Below are 17,754 nucleotides of genomic sequence, written 5' to 3'. Positions count from 1 at the left end.
GCAAGCTCCCTCGCCACAGTGACTATGCTCATCCTCAACCGACTGGCATTACCCGGTCATCCGGGGCTTTTTGTTTAGAGCGTTGAGCGCACTCGCCACAACTCGGGGAACAGCACCGTGTCGAGCATCTTGCGCAAATACCCCACCCCTTCCGTGCCACCGGTGCCCGGCTGAAAACCGATGATCCGCTCCACTGTGGTCACATGACGGAAGCGCCACTGACGGAACGAGTCCTCCAGGTCGATAAACTTCTCGGCCAACTGATACAGGTCCCAATAACGGTTCGGGTCGCGATACACCTCGCGCCACGCCGCTTCCACGGACTCATCATGCACCGTCGCCGCCGTCGGATCGCGCTCGGCGCGTTTCGGATCAATAGCCAGGCCGGCCTTGATCATCAGGTTGATCGCCTCGTCATACAGCGACGGCGTGGCAATCGCCACTTTCAACTCGTTCAACAGCTCCGGCCGATGAGCGTGGGGTCGCAACAACGCGGCGCTTTTATTGCCGAGGATAAATTCGATCTCGCGGTACTGGAACGACTGGAACCCGGACGACTGGCCAAGGAACGGGCGAATCGCCTTGTACTCCGACGGCGTCATCGTCGCCAGCACCGCCCAGGCGTGCACCAGTTGATCAAAGATCCGCGATACCCGCGCCAGCATCTTGAACGCCGGCGGCAGTTCACCCAGGCGCACGTGTTCGCGGGCGGCCTTGAGTTCGTGGAGCATCAGTTTCATCCACAGCTCGGACGTCTGGTGCTGGATGATAAAGAGCATTTCGTTGTGGTCCGGCGACAGCGGGTGCTGGGCACTGAGGACTTTGCCCAGGTCCAGGTAATCGCCGTAGCTCATGGACTCGGAGAAATTCAGTTCGGCGTTGTGCCATTCTTCAGGCGGCTGATAATCAGCAGAGAACGGGCATTGGCTCATCGCGTGGGCTCCTTGAGCGGGCGCAGGATTGCGCGGACCGGGCTGGCATCGAGGGTGGCAAAACGCAGCGGCAGGGCGATCAACTCGTAGTCGCCCTCCGGTACGTCATCGAGCACGATGCCTTCGAGAATCGCCATGCCATGGCGGGCCACGGCGTTATGGGAATCCATGGTCTTGGACTGTTGCGGGTCCAGGGACGGGGTGTCGATACCGATCAGGCGCACACCCAGACTGGCCAGCAACTCGATGGTCTGCGGGGCAATGGCGGTGAAGTCCGAATCCCACTCGGTCAGGGGCGCTTGTGGATAAGTGCGCAGCAGCACGCGCTCCGGCAAGTTATCCACACGACCGTCCAACTGATGCGGCAGCACCAGCGCGCCGCTGCCCAGGCAATGCAAAACACGGCACGGCCCCATGTACACCTCCAGCGACACCTCGCCAATCGGCGCGCCATCCGCGCTGTAGTGCAGCGGTGCATCCACATGGGCGCCGGTGTGCGGCGAAAAGGTCACGCGTCCCACATTCACCGGGCACTCCGGGCCGAACTGCCATACGCGCTCTTCCTGGAACAGCGTGTCGCCCGGCCAGGTCGGGGTCGCCGTGCTCAAGGGCGGGCTGATATCCCACCACGTTTTTATTGGGTTCATTGCAGGGCTCTCACTCGTTATGGGGTGAATGATACGAGGGCCTGCTGCGAATTTTCTTGCGAATTCTGGCGCAAGGCCGGAAATCTTTCGCACTTACTGCGAGGAAATGGCCGATTGACGCTGGGATATATCAAATAAACACGCCTGCGCTTCTGGGCATCCCGATGTCGAGTTCAGACCACTGGCGCGACGCCCAAGGCCTTAGGGTGGATCTTTCCATTCCTTGCCTCGGAGTCATCATGTCCAAGCCCATCACCGTTCTGCGCGACACCCATCCCTTGCCGGTCCTGGACGCGTGCAAATGGGAAAAACTCGAAGGCGACCCGCACACCGTCAACCTCAACGCCTACACCAGCGAGGACGGCAGCAAGATCATGGGCACCTGGATCTGCACTCCGGGCAAGTGGTACGTGGAGTACGTGAAGTGGGAATACTGCCACTTTCAGGAAGGCTACTGCGTGATCACCCCGGAAGGCATGGAGCCGATTCACCTGCGGGCTGGGGATATCTTCGTGGTAGAGCCGGGGATGAAGGGGACGTGGGAAGTGGTGGAGACAGTGCGTAAGTATTTTGTGTTTGCTTGAGCTTTAACACGGTGTGGCAAGGGAGCTTGCTCCCACTGGAGCGCTAGGCGGTCCCAAAGATGGGACGGCTACGCAGTCCAGCGGGAGCAAGCTCCCTCGCCACAGTGTTTATTCGGGCTTGCGATAGCTGTTGATGATCGCCGAGAAATCCTTGCCACCTTCGCCGCGCTGGCTCATCGATTGATACAACTGCTGGGCCACGGCGCCCAGGATCACAGGTTGCTTCGCCTGGCGCGCGGCTTCGGTGGCCAGGCCCAGATCCTTGAGCATCAGGTCGGCACCAAATCCACCGGTGTAGCCACGGGACGACGGCGCGGTTTCGATCACGCCCGGCCATGGGTTGTAGGTGTCGGAACTCCAGCAGCGTCCGGTGGAGCTATTGATGATTCCCGCCAGCACCTGGGTGTCGATGCCCAACGCATCACCCAGCGCCATGGCTTCGCTGACGCCGACCATGCTGATGCCCAGCAGCAGGTTGTTGCAGATCTTGGCGATCTGGCCGGTGCCGACGTCACCGCAATGCACGATGTTACGACCCATCTGCGCCAGTACCGGTTGCAGGGTGGCGAACAATTGCGGGGTGGCCCCCACCATAAACGTCAGGGTGCCAGCACTGGCGCCACCGGTGCCGCCCGAGACTGGGGCGTCGGCGACGGCTACACCTTGCTTCGACGCCGCAGCCGCTACATCACGGATGGTCTGCGGGTCGATGGTGCTGCAGTCCACTGCCGGTACGCCTTTGCCGATACCGGCCAGCACGCCGTCTTCATTCAGCCAAACGCTACGCACATGAGCCGCCGCCGGCAGCATGGTAATAACCAGCTCAGCGCCGTTAGCCGCATCACGCGGTGAATCGCTGATGGTGCCACCCAGTTCGGCCAATTCCTTGAGGACCGCCTGGTTCAGGTCGAACAGGTTCAGCGCGTGGCCGGCCTTGATCAGGTTGCGGGCCATCGGCGCGCCCATGTTGCCCAGGCCGATAAATGCAATCTTCATGGTCGTCTCCCGGAATCAGCGCAGGTTGATGGTGGTGTTGACGCCATCGTTGACCGTGTCATCGTCGAACCAGCGGCTCGTCACGGTTTTGGTCTGGGTGTAGAACTGCACCACTTGCTTGCCGTACGGGCCCAGGTCGCCGAGCTTGGAACCGCGGGAACCGGTGAAGCTGAAGAACGGCACCGGCACCGGGATCGGGATGTTGATGCCGACCTGGCCCACGTCGATTTCGCTCTGGAATTTACGCGCGGCCGCACCGCTCTGGGTAAACAGGCCGGTGCCATTGCCGAACGGGTTGGCGTTGACCAGTGCGATCGCTTCATCGAGGGTTGCGACTTCGATCACCACCAGCACCGGGCCGAAAATTTCCTGGGTGTAGATCTGCATATCGGTGGTCACGCCCGAGAACAGGGTCGGGCCAACGAAGTTGCCTTGCTCGAAGCCCGGCACCTGGATGTCCCGACCGTCCAGCTCCAGCTTGGCACCTTCTTTCACGCCACTTTCGATCAGTTCCAGGATGCGCGCCTTGGCACGCTTGGAAATCACCGGGCCCACATCGGTGCCCGCCTCGCTGCCGGCATTGACCTTGAGCTTTTGCGCCAGCGCCTTGAGATCCGGCAGCCATTGCTTGGACGCCCCTACCAGCACCACCACCGAAGTAGCCATGCAACGCTGGCCCGCCGCGCCGAAACCGGCTCCCACCAACGCATTAAGCGTGTGTTCGCGGTTGGCATCCGGCAGCACCACGGCGTGGTTCTTGGCGCCCATCATCGACTGCACGCGCTTGCCGTGTTTGCCCGCCAGGTCGTACACATGAGTGCCCACAGCGGTCGACCCGACGAAGGACACGGCCTTGATGTCTTTATGAGTGCACAGCGAATCCACCACATCTTTACCGCCGTGTACCACGTTGAGCACACCGGCCGGTACACCGGCTTCCAACGCCAGCTCCACCAGCAGCATGGTCGACAGCGGGTCCTGCTCGGACGGCTTGAGTACGAAAGTGTTACCGCAGGCGATCGCCATCGGGAACATCCACAGCGGGATCATCGCCGGGAAGTTGAAGGGGGTGATGCCCGCACATACGCCGATCGGTTGGCGCAGGGTGTAGGTATCGACGCCACCGGCGACGTTTTCAGCGAATTCGCCCATCTGCAAAGTGCCGATGGAGCACGCGTGCTCAACCACTTCCAGACCACGGAAAATATCGCCCTCGGCATCGGCAATGGTCTTGCCCTGCTCGGCGCTGAGCACCACGGCGATGCGCTTGGAATGTTCGCGGATCAGTGCTTGCAGCTTGAGCATGATGCGCATGCGTGCGCCGATCGGCGTCAGCTTCCAGGTCTGGAAGGCGCGGTGGGCGGCGTCGATGGCTGCATTGACTTCATCAGCGGTGGCGAACGGGACTTTGGCCAGCACTTGCTGTGTGGCCGGGTTGACGATGTCTTGCCACTGGGTGGTCTCGGACTCGACCCACTCACCATTGATCAGCAATTTGACCTGTTGCACGGAAATATCGGCGGAAGCGTTCATGTGGTCTCCAATCTTGTAGTTATGCAGAGACAAGGCGCGTGAATCGCCTTGGAAATGAGGCGTTCGGACTGTTTTTGGAGTATAGATGTGCAAATCTCTAATAAGAACGCACATAAAAGCCGGACCAACATGCAAAAAAACATCACCTCGCTGGGCTCCCTGAACTGGGATGACCTGAAGTTTTTCCTCGAAGTGGCCCGCACCCGCAAAGCCAGCGTGGCCGCCAAGCGCCTGGCGGTGGACTACACCACGGTGTCGCGGCGCATCAGTTCACTGGAAGTGTCGCTCGGTACCCTGCTGTTCGAAAAATCCAGGACCAACGGTTTCGTGCTCACCACCGAAGGCCAGCGTTTGCTGGGCTACGCGGAGTCCATCGAAAGCACCCTGCACATGGCTTGCGAGCAGGTTTCCGGCTCCGGCGTGGCGCTGTCCGGGCATGTACGCATGGGTTGCACCGAAGGTTTCGGCAGCTTCTTCGTCACCCCGCAGTTGAGCCACTTCGTCGATACCTACCCGGCGATCTCGGTGGATATCCTGCCGCTGCCTCACTTCATCAGCCTGTCCAAACGTGAAGCCGACATCGTCATCGCCCTGGAGCGCCCGGAACACGGCCCGTATGTGTGCTGCAAACTGTGCGATTACAAACTGCAGCTGTACGCAACCCAGGAATACCTCGACCAACACCCGCCGATCAGCAAAGCCACGGACCTGGCTGAGCATCCGTTTATCAGCTATGTGGATGACTTGGCGTTCAGCTCGGAGCTGTTATACCTGGCCAACGTGGTGCCCGGCGCCAGCGCCAGTTTGCGCAGCACCAGCGTGATTGCGCAGTACGTGGCGGCACAGCAAGGGCGGTCAATGGCGATATTGCCGTGCTTTCTGGCAGCGCAGGACCCGCGATTGCTGCCGGTGTTGGGGGACCAGATTGCGATTACGCGACAGTTCTGGATGTACTGCCGGGAGGATCTGAGGAAGTTGAAACGGATTACCTTGTTGTGGGACTACATCAGGGAGGTGACGGAGCAGAATCAGGGGTTGTTGATGGGGGAGACGCGGGAGATAAAGTTCGCGGATTAAAGGGGGCCATTTATCCAAGCTCACCCATTTCAACCAGGCTCAGCGATTGCGAAAAAGCGACGCCTCATGAGCCTGGCCATCACCATTCGACGCCGGGCGGGCCGTCAGGCGAACACAGCCTCAAGCGCACTGCGATTCAAATGTGAGAGGGGCTTGCTCCCGGTTACGGTGGATCAGCTACAAATTGATCCACTGCCATCGAGGCAAGCCCCTTCTTCATATTGTTCGCATGTCAGATTGAAACGGGTGAAGACGCTCAGTCCGCGATCACCACAATCGACACCCGCCGATTCTCGGTACGTCCCGCTACCGTGTCGTTCGGCGCTACCGGCTCGCTGCTGCCCAGGCCGCGCAGCTGGATATTTTCTTCCTTCATACCTACGCCCGTCAGCACTTTGCCCACGCTTTTGGCGCGGCGCAGGGACAGCTGCTGGTTGTAAGGTTCCTTGCCCGAGGCGTCGGTGTGACCGTCTACGCGTACACGGTTAATTCCCGCGCCCACCAGGGCCTTACCGATGCGTTCGACGATGTCGGTACTGGCTTTGTTGAGGCTTTCGACGTCGCTGCCGAACAGCACTTTGCCCGACAGGCCGAACGCCCAGCCTTCGTCCGTCAGCTCAAAACCCTGCTGTTTAAGCACAGCGATTTGTGCCGGGCTCAGGCCTTTGGGTGGCGCCGTCTGGCAGCCGCCGAGGGCTAAAAAGGCCACCAGTAAAGTGATAAACAGAATGCGCGCATTAGAGAACAAGGGATCAACTCCTGTGTTGAACGTTGACGACGGGGCTCTCCGGCTCCGCCGCTTGCTGGCCGCCCGACGACAAACGTTTGGCCTGGTACATCGCCGCGTCGGCGGCATTGAGCAAGGTGCCCGGAGTGGCACCATGCTCGGGGTAAATGGCAATGCCGATACTGAGGGAAGTCACCACCTGGGTATCGCCCGGCAGCGGGATCGGTACGTCCATGCTGGCGGTGATCTTGTCGGCAATGCGCTGGGCGTCTTCGGCCTTATGCAAGGGTGCCAGCAAGATCGCGAACTCATCGCCGCCCAGGCGCGCCACCAAGTCATCCTCACGTAATTGCGCGCGCACACGCTCGGCGACGGCCACAAGCACGGCATCGCCGGCGGCATGGCCAAAGTTGTCGTTGATGTCTTTGAAGCGGTCACTGTCGAGAAACAACACCGCTACACGCTCATTGACCTTGGCAGCGCTGCGTAGGGCACGGATAAGGCGGCCTTCGAAGAAAGCCCGGTTGGGCAGGCCGGTCAGGCTGTCATGGCTGGCCTGGTGGGCAAGGGTTTCGTTTTCGCTTTGCAGGTGGTTCTGCCACGCTTCCATCTCGCCGAGCAGGGCGTTGAAGTCGGCGCCCAGGCTGTCGAGCTCGGCGATCTGCGCCGGTGGCACACGGCGGTCGAAATCGCGCTCGCTGCGGGCGGCGTGGGCCACGGCGGCAAGGCTTTGCAGCGGTTGGGTGATGCCCTGTAACAAGCGTCGCGCCAAGTAGAGTGCTACCCAGGCGCTGAGGGCGGTACAAATCAGAATGCCGGCCAGGCCGCTGAGCAAAAAGCGCAGCAGGCTGCCGCCGTGGCCGACCACATGAATGCTGCCGACGGTTCGCCCCTGGTGCAGGACCGGCTGGCTGATGGGTTGTTCGAGCAGGGTGTGCGCCAGTACCAGTTCAATCTGCGACAGCATGCCTGTTTCCGGGCGTACCCATTGCGCCAATAACTTGCCATTGGCATCGAAGACTTCAGCCTGGGCCACCTCTTCGGTGGAAGCGATCAGGCTGAGGGCTTCGGTGGCGGCGGCACTGTCGTTGAACACCACCGCCGCTTCCACGGTGTAGTTGATGGAACGGGCGATCAGGTGCAGGTTGTGCTCGGCGTACACCCGCAGTGCCAGCACCCCGAGCAGGGTCAGGGACACACTGGCCAGGGTCACCGCCACCAACGCCAGGATCAGGTGCCCACGGCCGATGACGGAACGCAGCGTTGGTCGCGCTTTAACAGAGGTCATGGCGCAGGTGCTCGGCGCCGGGACAACTGCAACACGCTGGGATGAATGCGCACGCCGCTGCGTGCGACGGAGTCCAGGTTGACCTCGAACGACACCTGTTCATCGCCTACACGCAGACAGAACAGGCTGCCCACGGTGCATTGGTCACCGCCTTCACTGATACTGAGCACCGGGTGACCGATCAATGAGGTAAACAGCCGAGTGCGCTCATCGACGCTGAGTTTGCCGATGTACACGGCGTCGCATGCGCTGACGATATCGGGATGATCGGCCAGCAGGCGTCGCACCACCACCGGACGACCGGTGGCCTGGGTGGTGCCTTTTATCAGGTCGTCGGTGTACTGGGTGGGGCCGACGATGCACAACCGCAGTTGCGCAGGCTCCGTCGGCCAGCGCGCATAACTGAGGATGCCGAGTACCACTTGGGTGACTGCCTGGGCGCGGTTATCTGCCGGGCTGGGCGATTGGGCAAATACAGACGGCGCGAGCAGGCACAGCACCGCCACCAGCAACATGCGTCTCCAGCTCAAACTGCGCGCTGTGGACCGTACAGCCACGTTCATGCGGCGATTCTCTCAGGTATTTTCAAGGTGATGCCGCAACGATAGCACAGCGGCGAATATCCCTACGAAGCAAGACCTACGCGGGCTTCGCTATTTTTCCAGAAAAATCCCGGCGTTGAATTGGAAATATTTCATGACTCGATAGTCAGCTTATTCAGCCCCAGCGTCCAACTCCAGCATCAGCCCGCTCAAGCGCTTGACCTTACGTCGCACCGCTTCTTCAAACACACCGCCACGGGGCTCGATCAGGCTGAACCAACGCTTGGCACGGGTGATGCCGGTGTAGATCAATTCCTTGGTCAGCACCGGGTTCAGCGTATCCGGCAGGATCAGCGCGGTGTGAGTGAATTCCGAACCCTGGGATTTATGCACAGTCATGGCGTACACGGTTTCCACATCATTCAGACGGCTGGGCAGTACAAAACGCACACCGCCCTGGCCATCGTTACGTGGGAAGGCCACGCGCAATACCTGTGGGCCGCCGTCGCTTTCAGGCAGTTTGAGGGCGATGCCGATATCGCCGTTCATCAAGCCCAGGCCGTAATCGTTGCGGGTCATCAGCACCGGACGACCTTCGTACCATGGGTCGTCACCTTCGATCAGTCGCACTTTGCGCAACGCGGCGGTGATGCGCAGGTTCAGTCCTTCCACGCCCCATGGGCCTTTGCGCACGGCACAGAGCAGTTGAAAGGCGTCGAAGGCTTGCAGCAGTTGTTGCGCCCAATGGGTCCAGGCGGCGGATTCGCGTGGGGTGTCCAGGGCCGGCCGCGCGCTGCGCAACAGGTTGAGGTAATAGCGATAACCATGGGCCTCATCGCCCTGCCCGTCCAGCACCAGGCGCTCCAAGGCGTGGTCGTGCTCGCCCTTGAGGCTGAGGCAGAACAGGTCATCGTGACTGCGCGCGGCCAGCAGGTTGCGCGCTTCTTCGGCATTCTGCTGGTTAACCCAACGCGCCAGTTGGCCGATACCGCTGCCCTCACCAAACCGCCGCGAATAGCGCAGCATGACCACTTGCTGGGCCAACGGATGGCTGCCATCGACGTCTTCCAACAGGCCACTGGTGCCAAGGTCTTCGCCACTGACGGCTTGCAGCCATTGGCGGGTATCGGGGCTGTACCAGCCCGCTTCGGCGTCACGGCACAGATCACCGAGTACAGCGCCCGCCTCCACCGAGGCCAACTGATCCTTGTCACCCAGCAAGACCAACCGGGCATGAGGCGCCAAAGCGTCCAGCAGGTTGGCCATCATTTCCAGGTCGATCATCGAGGCTTCGTCCACCACCAACACATCCAGCGGCAGCGGGTTGCCAAGGTGATGACGGAAGTGCCGGGTGCCGGGACGACTGCCCAGCAGACGGTGAACGGTGGTCACCTGGGTCGGGATTTTTTCCCGCACGCTGCTCGGCACATTCAGCGACAGTACCTGTTGGCTGATGGATTCGGTCAGGCGCGCAGCCGCTTTACCGGTAGGCGCAGCCAGGCGGATGCGCAGCGGGTTGCCGGTCTCGACGGCCGGTGCCTGCAACAGCGCGAGCAGACGCACCACGGTGGTGGTCTTACCGGTGCCCGGGCCGCCGGTGACGATGCTGAAGGCTCCACGAGTGGCCAGGGCGCAGGCGAGTTTTTGCCAGTCGATCACGCCGTCCGGTGGGGGTTGGTCAAACAAGCGATCCAGGCGTTGCGGCAAATCGGCGGCGATGCTTTCCTCAGTTGCCAGCCGCAGGCGCAGCGCCGTGTCGATGCGCCGCTCGTAGACCCAGTAGCGCCGCAGGTACAGGCGCGTGCCAGACAGGACCAACGGGCGACTGTGGGCAGCCTCACTGCCATCAACCGCCAATGCAACCAAATGGCTGGCAGCCAGTGCATGGCACCAGTGAGTGCCGTCAAGGCCGTCCAGCAATTGCGACGGCAGCAGCATGGCGCCGGTTTGCACGTCGCCTTCGGGCGGTAATGACAGGGCAAAGTCGGGCGCCTTGAGGGTTTCGAACAGGTCGAGGCACACGTGACCATGGCCCAGTTGGTGACTCGTCAGCGCCGCCGCCAGCAATACCAGAGGGTCGGCCTGTGGGTCGAGCTCGTGCAGAAAGCCGACAAACGCTTTGTCCAAGGCGCGCAACCAACCGCGCTCCACCCAGCGCTCCAATAGTTGCACCAGGTCGCTGGCGCGGTTAAGGGGCAGCAGCTCCTCAAGCGGTAGCGGTGACAGGCTCATAGCAGAACTCCTTGTTCCCAGGCAGGCTCAACCTTGGGCGGGATGGGCTTGCCCTGGAACAACAGGTCCAGGCCTTCGATCAGTTCCCGTGGCGGCCGGGTAAAATACGCGCCTTTGCTTGCAGATTGAGTGCCGCGCAGGAACACATACAGCGCACCGCCGATGTGACGGTCATAGTCGTAATCCGGTAGCCGGGCCTTCAACTGGCGGTGCAGGGCAAGCAGGTAAAGTACGTATTGCAGGTCGTACCGATGCTCCAGGATCGACTGTTCCATGGCCTCAAAGGTGTAGGACGAGTCGTCGGGGCCAAGCCAATTGGATTTGTAATCCGCCACGTAATAACGGCCGGCGTGCTCAAACGTCAGGTCGATAAACCCTTTGAACATACCATTGAGCAATACCGGTTCGGCGGCCACGCGAGAGGCGCCGTTGTGGGTGAACTGGCACACCAGCTTGTCGAGTGCGAGCACGTCAACCTTGTGGCTGGCGAACCAGAACTCCATTTCGATCTGGTAGTGCTGCAGGCTGCTGAGCGTGACCAGATCGTTATCCACCGCAAGCGGTGTCTGCAGTAACTGGCCCAGCCAGCCGCTGAGGGTGACTATCCAGCCCTCCCAGTTACGCCGGTTACAGCGCGCGCCCACAGCTTTTTCAATAGCCTCGGGGGTCACATTGAAGCCCTCCTCCCCCGCCCATTCCAACAGGCCGTGGAGGAAAGTCCCAGGGTTCGGGCCGCGTGGAAAACGGTGGATGTCGCCGCCAGACGCCGCGACTTCACGCGGTGCGTCGGGGTCGAGGCGTTCGTCGTCGAACAGTTTCTGGGCTTGTGGGCTTTCCGGTGCTTCAAGGTTGACGGCGCTCATGCTGTCGCCAATTCTTAAAGCGCTGTAGGAAGCGATCCACCAGTTTTCGGCAGCCTTGCGCTTTGGCAGCAACGGCGCGAGCAAGGTGGCTTCGTTGCGTGGCGGGTGGAACATGTTGGCTTGCGCTTCGGGCACGTGGCCGTAGTGGATGGCGGCGCAGCCGGCCTGCACGTCCAGCAGCCAGCGCGCCAGCGCGGTGGATTCGCCCAGGGAAGCCCCTGCGCCGAGCAGATAGCCCAACGCGGACAGGTGCATCACCGAGCTGCTGTTGTTACCGCGCTTGAGGTCGGCGATACCGAGCCAGCAAGCGTGTTTGGCACGGGTCAGGGCGACGTATAACAGGCGCAGGTCTTCGGCCAGGCGTTCGTCGTCGGCCTGGGCGATCAACTCGGCCGTCGGCCGCAGGCTTACCTGGGCTTTGCCACTTTCATCGTGATAATGCAGCGGCAAACGGCTGCCATCCACCGGTTTGGCCGAACAGATAAAGGGCAGAAACACCAAGTCGTATTCCAGCCCTTTGGACTTGTGGATGGTCACGACCTTGACCAGTTGCTCATCGCTTTCCAGGCGCAGGATCTGCTCTTCGCCAGCCTGGCCGGATAGCGCCAGGTGTTCGGCCAGATGGCGGATCAGCGCCTGTTCACCGTCAAACTCCGACGCAGCCTGTTGCAGCAATTCGCTGAGGTGCAGCAGGTTGGTCAGCACACGCTCACCATCGCTACGAGCGATCAGGGTTTGCGGCAGTTTGAAATCATGGAGCAGGCGTCGCAGCATCGGCAACACGCCTTGGGTACGCCAGATCGCACGGTAGCCGCGGAATTGCATGACGCGGGTTTCCCACGCCAGTTCGTCTTGGTTCAGACGTTCAAGTTCATGCAGCGACAGGTTCAGGGTGACGCAGGCCAATGCCGCCCGCAGCGGACGCTCGACGTCAGGTTCGGCACATGCCTTGAGCCAGGCCAGCAGGTCGTGGGCCTCCTGGGCGGCAAAGACCGAGTCTTTGTCCGACAGATACACGCTGCGCACGCCACGGGCAGCCAATTCGGCGCGTACGGCTTGGGCTTCCTTGCCGTCGCGTACCAAGATGGCGATGTCTGACGGGAGCACACCGTTGAAGCTGCCGTCCGGTTGCAGGAGGCCTACGCTGCCTTGTTGCCCGCCATTGAGCAACGCAACGATATGCGTGGCACAGGCGGCCGCCAGTTGCTGACGATACACCGCATTGGAAATCGGTTGATCGGTCGGCAGGTGCCAAAGGTTCATCGCCGGCAGTGTCTGCCCATCGACTTGCAATTGCTCCTTGCGGCCTTGTGACAGCACCGAGTGGAACGGCACCGGGTTGTCGCCATTCGGCTCGCGGAACAGGAATGCGCCACGGCCGATTTCCGCACGTTGGAACACGTGGTTCACCGCCTCGACCATCGCGTGGCTGGAGCGGAAGTTGGTGCCCAGGGTGTGGTGGCGGCCGGTGGTGGACTGGCGGGCACGCAGATAGGTGTAGATATCGGCGCCGCGGAACGCGTAGATCGCCTGTTTGGGGTCGCCGATCAGGAACAGGCCACTGTCGAGATGGTTTTCTTCGATACGGTAGATGCTGTCGAAGATGCTGTATTGCACCGGGTCGGTGTCCTGGAACTCATCGATCAGAGCCACCGGGAACTGCTCGCGGATCACGCTGGCCAGGCGCTCGCCGCCTTCGGCGTGCAGGGCGGCGTTGAGGCGGATCAACATGTCGTCGAACCCCATTTCGGCACGTCGGCGCTTCTCATCTTCGAAGCGTTTGCCTACCCAGCCGGCCGCGTGTTGCAACACGGCAGCATCAGGGGTTGGCAGCGCGTCGAGGGCGGCCTTGAGACCGGCCATCGCGTCAATGCCTGGGTGGCGCGGTGGCTCGCCCTTCCAGGCTTCGGCCATACCTTCGGGTGTGAGGCGCGTGAAGCCGGTGCCGATGTCGAGTTGTTCGAGGGTTTCGTCCGCGGCCCAGGCACTGATTTTTTCAAACCAGGGCTCGAAGTAGCGGGCTTGCATCTTGCGGCCATCGACGGCTTTGTCAGCCACGGCTTGCAAGCAGATATCGCGAAGCTCGGCAGCCCATTGTTGCCAGGGCGATTTGAGCTGTATCAGCGCTTCGCGGCGTTCTTGCAGGCAGGCGTTGATCAGCTCAGCCGGCTCGCGGGTTTCGTCCGTCGGCCGTTCGCTGCCGAACAGCGCGCGTACCCGTGGCATCAGTGCCGCCGGGCCTCCCCAGTGGTTGCGCACCCAGTTGAGTGCGTCGCCGTGCATCGGGTAGCAGAACAACCGCCAGTAATCGCGCAGCACTTCGCCAAGCAGGTCGCTGTGGTCGGTTTCCAGGGTCTGGGTGAACAGGCTGCCGCTGTCGAAGGCGTGCTCGCGCAGCATACGCTGGCACCAACTGTGGATAGTCGAGACGGCAGCTTCGTCCATCCATTGCGCAGCAATATCCAGGCGATTGGCGCAGGCGGGCCACTGCTCGGGCAGGTATTGGTCGCGCAGGTCGGCGATCAGCGCATCCGGTTGCTCGATTTCATCGCGAAAGAAGCGCGCAGCTTCGGCCAGGCGAATGCGGATACGTTCGCGCAGCTCTTTGGTCGCGGCGTCGGTGAACGTCACGACGAGGATTTGCGGTGGCAACAGTTCACGGCCGAAGCCGGACTCTTCGTCACCGTGGCCGAGTACCAGGCGCAGGTACAGGGCGGAAATGGTGAAGGTCTTGCCGGTGCCGGCACTGGCTTCGATCAGTTGGCTACCTTTGAGCGGGAAGGCCAGGGCCAAGGGTTTGCTGCTCATGCGCCGGCCTCCGAGCTGGTCAGCGATCGCCATGGGGCGTTGATCAGTGGGCGGTACAGGGTTTCGCACCAACCTTCGAATTCTTCGCTGGCGATAAGCGTTGCGTAATCGGGAAATTGTCGGGTGAGCGCCGGGGTTTCGCGGCGCTCACCGTCGTGGGTCACACCGTCGCCTTCGTAGGCTTTGCTTGCAGCCGCTTGGGCCTTGGCGGGATCGGTCTGGCCGAGCCAGGCGAACGCGGTTTTAACGGCCACCGGGAGCGGTTTTCGCATGCCGGTGTGCCAGGCCAGCAGCAGGTTGCCGAGGATTTCCCGAGCTGCCGATTGATCCAGCGGGGCAAGTAGCAAGGTGTCGTCGCTTGCCACCAGACCTGTACTGAGTGAAAGACCGCAGGCGCAGGCCACCACATGATTGACCCACGGGCGAATCAGGCGATGCCACTTACGCGTCTTGATCGAACCGATGCTGTTGGGGATCGTCGTGACGCTTAACAGTCCACCATCGCTGCGTCGGTGCAGGCCGCTGATCCAGCCCTCCAATTGAATGCCCTGGTGCTCAAAGCTGACCGGCTCTGCCCCCGTGTGCGGCGTGGGCCAGAGAGCCAGCAGTTGCTGATAGCGTTGCAGCAGGCCGGGTAAGGGCTCGATCAATTCGTTACGCAGGCACTCGCCGAAACCGACCATGGGCAGCATGCCACTACCTTGCAGGCGCTGGGCTTGGGCATTGAGGGCTTGGTCCACATGATCGGGTCGAACCAGTGCGGCGTTGAGCAGGCTGTCGCTGAGGTTGTAGCGTTGCAGTGCGTCGAGGACGAAGGGCTCTTCATCGGCCAACGGCACTTCGGCGGCTTCAAAGAACACTTTCAGACGTTGGCTGAAGAAATGTTTGACCGGGTTGCGCAGGAAGTCCTGCAACTGGCCGAGGCTCAGGGGCTCTTCTTGTTGGTGCGCAGCCAGTTCGTATTCTTGTGCCACGGCGTCAGGCGTTTCGTGCAGTAACTGCCATTCGCGGGCGTAGCTGAACAGCGCGTCGCCTTCATGAAAGTAGCGGGCGCTGAAGGGTTGGAGCGGGTGCTCCTGGGTCATCGCTTCGATAAGTGGTGTTTGTGGCTGTGCGTTCTGCCAGCCACTGGCGAGGTGATCACGCAGTTGGCCGATCAGTACCGAGGCCGGGCGGTCGCTGTTGTCACGGATGCTGCGGCCCACCCAACTGATGTAGAGCTGGTCGCGGGCCGACAGCAGCGCTTCGAGCAGCAGGTAACGATCATCTTCACGACGTGAACGGTCACCGGGACGGTAGTCGCTGCCCATCAGGTCGAAGTCCAGCGGCGGTTGGGCGCGTGGGTAATCGCCATCGTTCATGCCGAGCAGGCAGACGAGCTTGAACGGGATCGCACGCATGGGCATCAGCGTGCAGAAATTGACAGCGCCGGCGAGAAAGCGCTGGGACAGACGACCTTGGTCAAGGCCGGCCAACCAGGCTTCACGGACGACGGTGAGAGGCAACTCATCATGTAGACCGACGGACTCGCAGGTCTCCAGCCAGGTCTCCCGGAGTTGTTCAAGTTGGCTCAATAGGTACTCGTCATGTTCGCTGCTGGCCAGGAAGAAGCGTTGCATCAGGCGTTGCAGGCGCTCGCCCCATTCTTGGGGAGCGGCAGGTTGCGAGAGCGCGTGATGCGCATCACTCAGTGCGTCAAGCAAGGCAACCAGCGGGCCAATCAGAGCGGCGTCCAGACCTCCGATCTCATCATAGGGCTCGATGCCGTCGCAGGCCGCCCCAGTGCCGACCGCGTACCCCAGCAACATGCGGCGCAGGCCAAATCGCCAACTGTTTTGCTCCAACTCGTTTGGCAGACCGAGGCCGGCACGCTGCTCGGCGTTGAGCCCCCAGCGGACACCGGCGCCTTCGATCCAACGGTGCAGCGTCGGCAGGTCGCGCTCCTTGATCGAGAAACGTTCGCGCAAGGCGGGAACGTCGAGCAAGTCGAGGATTTCGCTGACGGGGAAGCGGCTGTCGGGGAGTTTCAGCAGGTGCTCGACGGCGATCAACAGAGGATCGCGACCCCGTTGGCCCTGATCGGTGAGTGTGAAGGGGATAAAGCGTGGGTCATTTCGTTCAAGCTGTCCGAATACCGCGCGAATGTGCGGCGCGTAGCTGTCAACGTCGGGGACCATGACGATGATATCGCGGGGGCGCAGTGTGGGATCGGCACTGAAGCGTTGCAGCAGTTGGTCGTGGAGAATCTCCACTTCGCGCTGGGCGCTGTGGGCGATGTGGAAGCGGATTGACGTATCGTGCTCCAGGTCGACAGCAGGCCACAGCTCGCGTGTTTCATTGAGCGGGCGCAGTTCGAGAATGTCGTCCTGCAGTTGATTAAGCAAGGTGCAGGGTTCACTTTCACTGAACAGGTCGATGCGACCGTCGCGGAATGCCGCGCGGTAGCTGTTGGGGTCGTCGTAGCTGTCCAGCAGGCTGATGTAGTCACGGCCCTGTTTGCCCCAGGCGGCGAGCAACGGGTGTGCATGTTGATGCAGGCTTTGCGGATCGATCGTGACCGGCATGCCGGCTTTGCGCGCCTGGCGTTTGTATTCGTTACGCAGCAGGTCTTTGTCAGCGACGATGTCGGACCAGTGGTGACGGCACGGGTTGTGAACGCACAGCAACACCTGGCTGAAGCGTGCCAGACCTGCGAGTGCTTCCAGTGCTTGGGCGGGCAGCGATGAAATCCCGAAAACAATCACCCGGGACGGTAGACCTTTAGGAGCCGTCTCCAGCGTATTGATGCGCTCGATGAAACGCTGGTGAACGCCTGCACGGCTTTCGGCCATGCCCTCCTCACCCACATCCAGCAACAACGCACGCCATAATTCGGCTTGCCAGCAATTGGCGGGATTCAGCTGCTTGGATTCGCCTCGTCCGTTGCGCAGTTGATGCCGGCCGGCAGCCCAGTCTTCCAGCCAGTCGGCGCGATAGACCTGGTATTGGTCGAACAGATCGGCCAGGCGCTCGGCGAGTTGGTAGCGTTTGCGCAAATCCGTGTCGTGGGTAAGGAAGCGCTGTAGCGGCTCGAAATGCGGCTGATCGATGAGTTCAGGTAAGAGTCGCATGAGACGCCAGGTCAGCGGGGCTTTATCGAGCAGGGACTTAGGCGGGATTTCGTCACGGCCCAGGACCATACGGTAAAGCTGCCACATAAAGCTGCCGGGAAGCTGTACATCGATTGCGGCGGCGATTCCGCAGCCGCCCATGTCGTCATCTTCCGGATCTTCAGCCAGGGCCAACTTGAGCCACTGGGCGATGCCGTTGCTTTGTACCAGGGCGATCTCGTTTTCCAGGGGCGCCAGAGGATAGCGGCGCATCCAACTGACCACCAGGCTGCGCAGTTCATCCAGGCGATTGCCGTGAACCACCATGAATCCAGCGCTGAGGGACGTCGCTTGCGGCATAACGGCTTCCTTGGAAAAAGCAAAATCAAGGCGTGGACTTTAGCATTGAAGGTGTCTTCGATGAGGCCCTTCGCAT

The 17,754-nt window shown here is 61.4% G+C and carries 12 protein-coding genes; 2 read left to right on the top strand and 10 right to left on the bottom strand.

Features of this window, described 5'->3' with window-relative positions; genetic code table 11:
• Positions 1-74 precede the first annotated feature (74 nt).
• Together kynA and kynB are read right to left on the bottom strand one after the other, a co-directional pair.
• Positions 75-932 carry a tryptophan 2,3-dioxygenase gene (gene kynA / locus EXW71_RS18615; protein WP_015885870.1) on the bottom strand — a complete coding sequence of 286 codons (858 nt, stop codon included), beginning with the start codon at positions 930-932 and terminating at the stop codon, positions 75-77.
• Entirely contained in the window at positions 929-1,579 is a 651-nt protein-coding gene (gene kynB, locus EXW71_RS18610; protein ID WP_134660257.1) for an arylformamidase, read from the bottom strand. Before kynB ends, kynA begins: the two co-directional genes overlap by 4 nt.
• A 239-nt stretch (positions 1,580-1,818) precedes the next feature.
• Between kynB and EXW71_RS18605 the strand changes: the two genes are divergently transcribed.
• Positions 1,819-2,163 (top strand): cupin domain-containing protein, encoded by a 345-nt coding sequence (locus EXW71_RS18605; protein WP_003230905.1) that lies wholly within the window; start codon positions 1,819-1,821, stop codon positions 2,161-2,163.
• 108 nt (positions 2,164-2,271) lie between these two features.
• On the opposite strand, the gene mmsB is transcribed toward EXW71_RS18605, so the two are convergent.
• Together mmsB and EXW71_RS18595 are read right to left on the bottom strand one after the other, a co-directional pair.
• Positions 2,272-3,159 carry a 3-hydroxyisobutyrate dehydrogenase gene (gene mmsB, locus EXW71_RS18600; RefSeq protein WP_134660258.1) on the bottom strand — a complete coding sequence of 296 codons (888 nt, stop codon included), beginning with the start codon at positions 3,157-3,159 and terminating at the stop codon, positions 2,272-2,274.
• A 15-nt stretch (positions 3,160-3,174) separates the two neighbouring features.
• On the bottom strand, positions 3,175-4,692 hold the full coding sequence (locus tag EXW71_RS18595) for a CoA-acylating methylmalonate-semialdehyde dehydrogenase (RefSeq protein ID WP_134660259.1): 1,518 nt from the start codon (positions 4,690-4,692) through the stop codon (positions 3,175-3,177).
• A 129-nt stretch (positions 4,693-4,821) separates the two neighbouring features.
• Between EXW71_RS18595 and EXW71_RS18590 the strand changes: the two genes are divergently transcribed.
• Positions 4,822-5,769 carry a LysR family transcriptional regulator gene (locus EXW71_RS18590; protein WP_134660260.1) on the top strand — a complete coding sequence of 316 codons (948 nt, stop codon included), beginning with the start codon at positions 4,822-4,824 and terminating at the stop codon, positions 5,767-5,769.
• Positions 5,770-6,025: 256 nt separating this feature from the next.
• Here the strand turns inward: EXW71_RS18590 and EXW71_RS18585 are convergent, their stop codons facing one another.
• The 6 genes from EXW71_RS18585 to recC all read right to left on the bottom strand — a co-directional run bounded on the left by EXW71_RS18585 (position 6,026) and on the right by recC (position 17,678).
• Positions 6,026-6,517 carry an OmpA family protein gene (locus tag EXW71_RS18585; protein WP_134660261.1) on the bottom strand — a complete coding sequence of 164 codons (492 nt, stop codon included), beginning with the start codon at positions 6,515-6,517 and terminating at the stop codon, positions 6,026-6,028.
• A gap of 4 nt (positions 6,518-6,521) precedes the next feature.
• Entirely contained in the window at positions 6,522-7,784 is a 1,263-nt protein-coding gene (locus EXW71_RS18580) for a diguanylate cyclase domain-containing protein (RefSeq protein WP_134660262.1), read from the bottom strand.
• Positions 7,781-8,347 (bottom strand): YfiR family protein, encoded by a 567-nt coding sequence (locus EXW71_RS18575; RefSeq protein WP_134660263.1) that lies wholly within the window; start codon positions 8,345-8,347, stop codon positions 7,781-7,783. The genes EXW71_RS18580 and EXW71_RS18575 overlap by 4 nt, the downstream gene beginning before the upstream one ends.
• A gap of 150 nt (positions 8,348-8,497) precedes the next feature.
• Entirely contained in the window at positions 8,498-10,558 is a 2,061-nt protein-coding gene (gene recD, locus EXW71_RS18570; RefSeq protein WP_134660264.1) for an exodeoxyribonuclease V subunit alpha, read from the bottom strand.
• Entirely contained in the window at positions 10,555-14,229 is a 3,675-nt protein-coding gene (gene recB, locus EXW71_RS18565; protein WP_134660265.1) for an exodeoxyribonuclease V subunit beta, read from the bottom strand. The genes recD and recB overlap by 4 nt, the downstream gene beginning before the upstream one ends.
• The gene (recC, locus tag EXW71_RS18560) at positions 14,226-17,678 is read right to left on the bottom strand and encodes an exodeoxyribonuclease V subunit gamma (RefSeq protein WP_134660266.1); all 3,453 of its coding nucleotides are present in this window, start codon (positions 17,676-17,678) and stop codon (positions 14,226-14,228) included. The genes recB and recC overlap by 4 nt, the downstream gene beginning before the upstream one ends.
• Positions 17,679-17,754 lie beyond the last annotated feature (76 nt).

Origin of the sequence: Pseudomonas sp. BCA17, assembly GCF_004519405.1 — a bacterium.
Taxonomy (GTDB): Bacteria; Pseudomonadota; Gammaproteobacteria; order Pseudomonadales; family Pseudomonadaceae; genus Aquipseudomonas.
This window is presented reverse-complemented; position numbering and strand designations above follow the sequence as displayed.

Bases quoted from the DNA above. Each gene is read 5' to 3' on its own strand.
- EXW71_RS18590 (WP_134660260.1), top strand. From the start codon at position 4,822: ATGCAAAAAAACATCACCTCGCTGGGCTCCCTGAACTGGGATGACCTG.
- kynB (WP_134660257.1), bottom strand. From the start codon at position 1,579: ATGAACCCAATAAAAACGTGGTGGGATATCAGCCCGCCCTTGAGCACG.
- EXW71_RS18605 (WP_003230905.1), top strand. From the start codon at position 1,819: ATGTCCAAGCCCATCACCGTTCTGCGCGACACCCATCCCTTGCCGGTC.
- recC (WP_134660266.1), bottom strand. From the start codon at position 17,678: ATGCCGCAAGCGACGTCCCTCAGCGCTGGATTCATGGTGGTTCACGGC.
- EXW71_RS18595 (WP_134660259.1), bottom strand. From the start codon at position 4,692: ATGAACGCTTCCGCCGATATTTCCGTGCAACAGGTCAAATTGCTGATC.
- kynA (WP_015885870.1), bottom strand. From the start codon at position 932: ATGAGCCAATGCCCGTTCTCTGCTGATTATCAGCCGCCTGAAGAATGG.
- EXW71_RS18575 (WP_134660263.1), bottom strand. From the start codon at position 8,347: ATGAACGTGGCTGTACGGTCCACAGCGCGCAGTTTGAGCTGGAGACGC.
- recB (WP_134660265.1), bottom strand. From the start codon at position 14,229: ATGAGCAGCAAACCCTTGGCCCTGGCCTTCCCGCTCAAAGGTAGCCAA.
- EXW71_RS18580 (WP_134660262.1), bottom strand. From the start codon at position 7,784: ATGACCTCTGTTAAAGCGCGACCAACGCTGCGTTCCGTCATCGGCCGT.
- mmsB (WP_134660258.1), bottom strand. From the start codon at position 3,159: ATGAAGATTGCATTTATCGGCCTGGGCAACATGGGCGCGCCGATGGCC.
- recD (WP_134660264.1), bottom strand. From the start codon at position 10,558: ATGAGCCTGTCACCGCTACCGCTTGAGGAGCTGCTGCCCCTTAACCGC.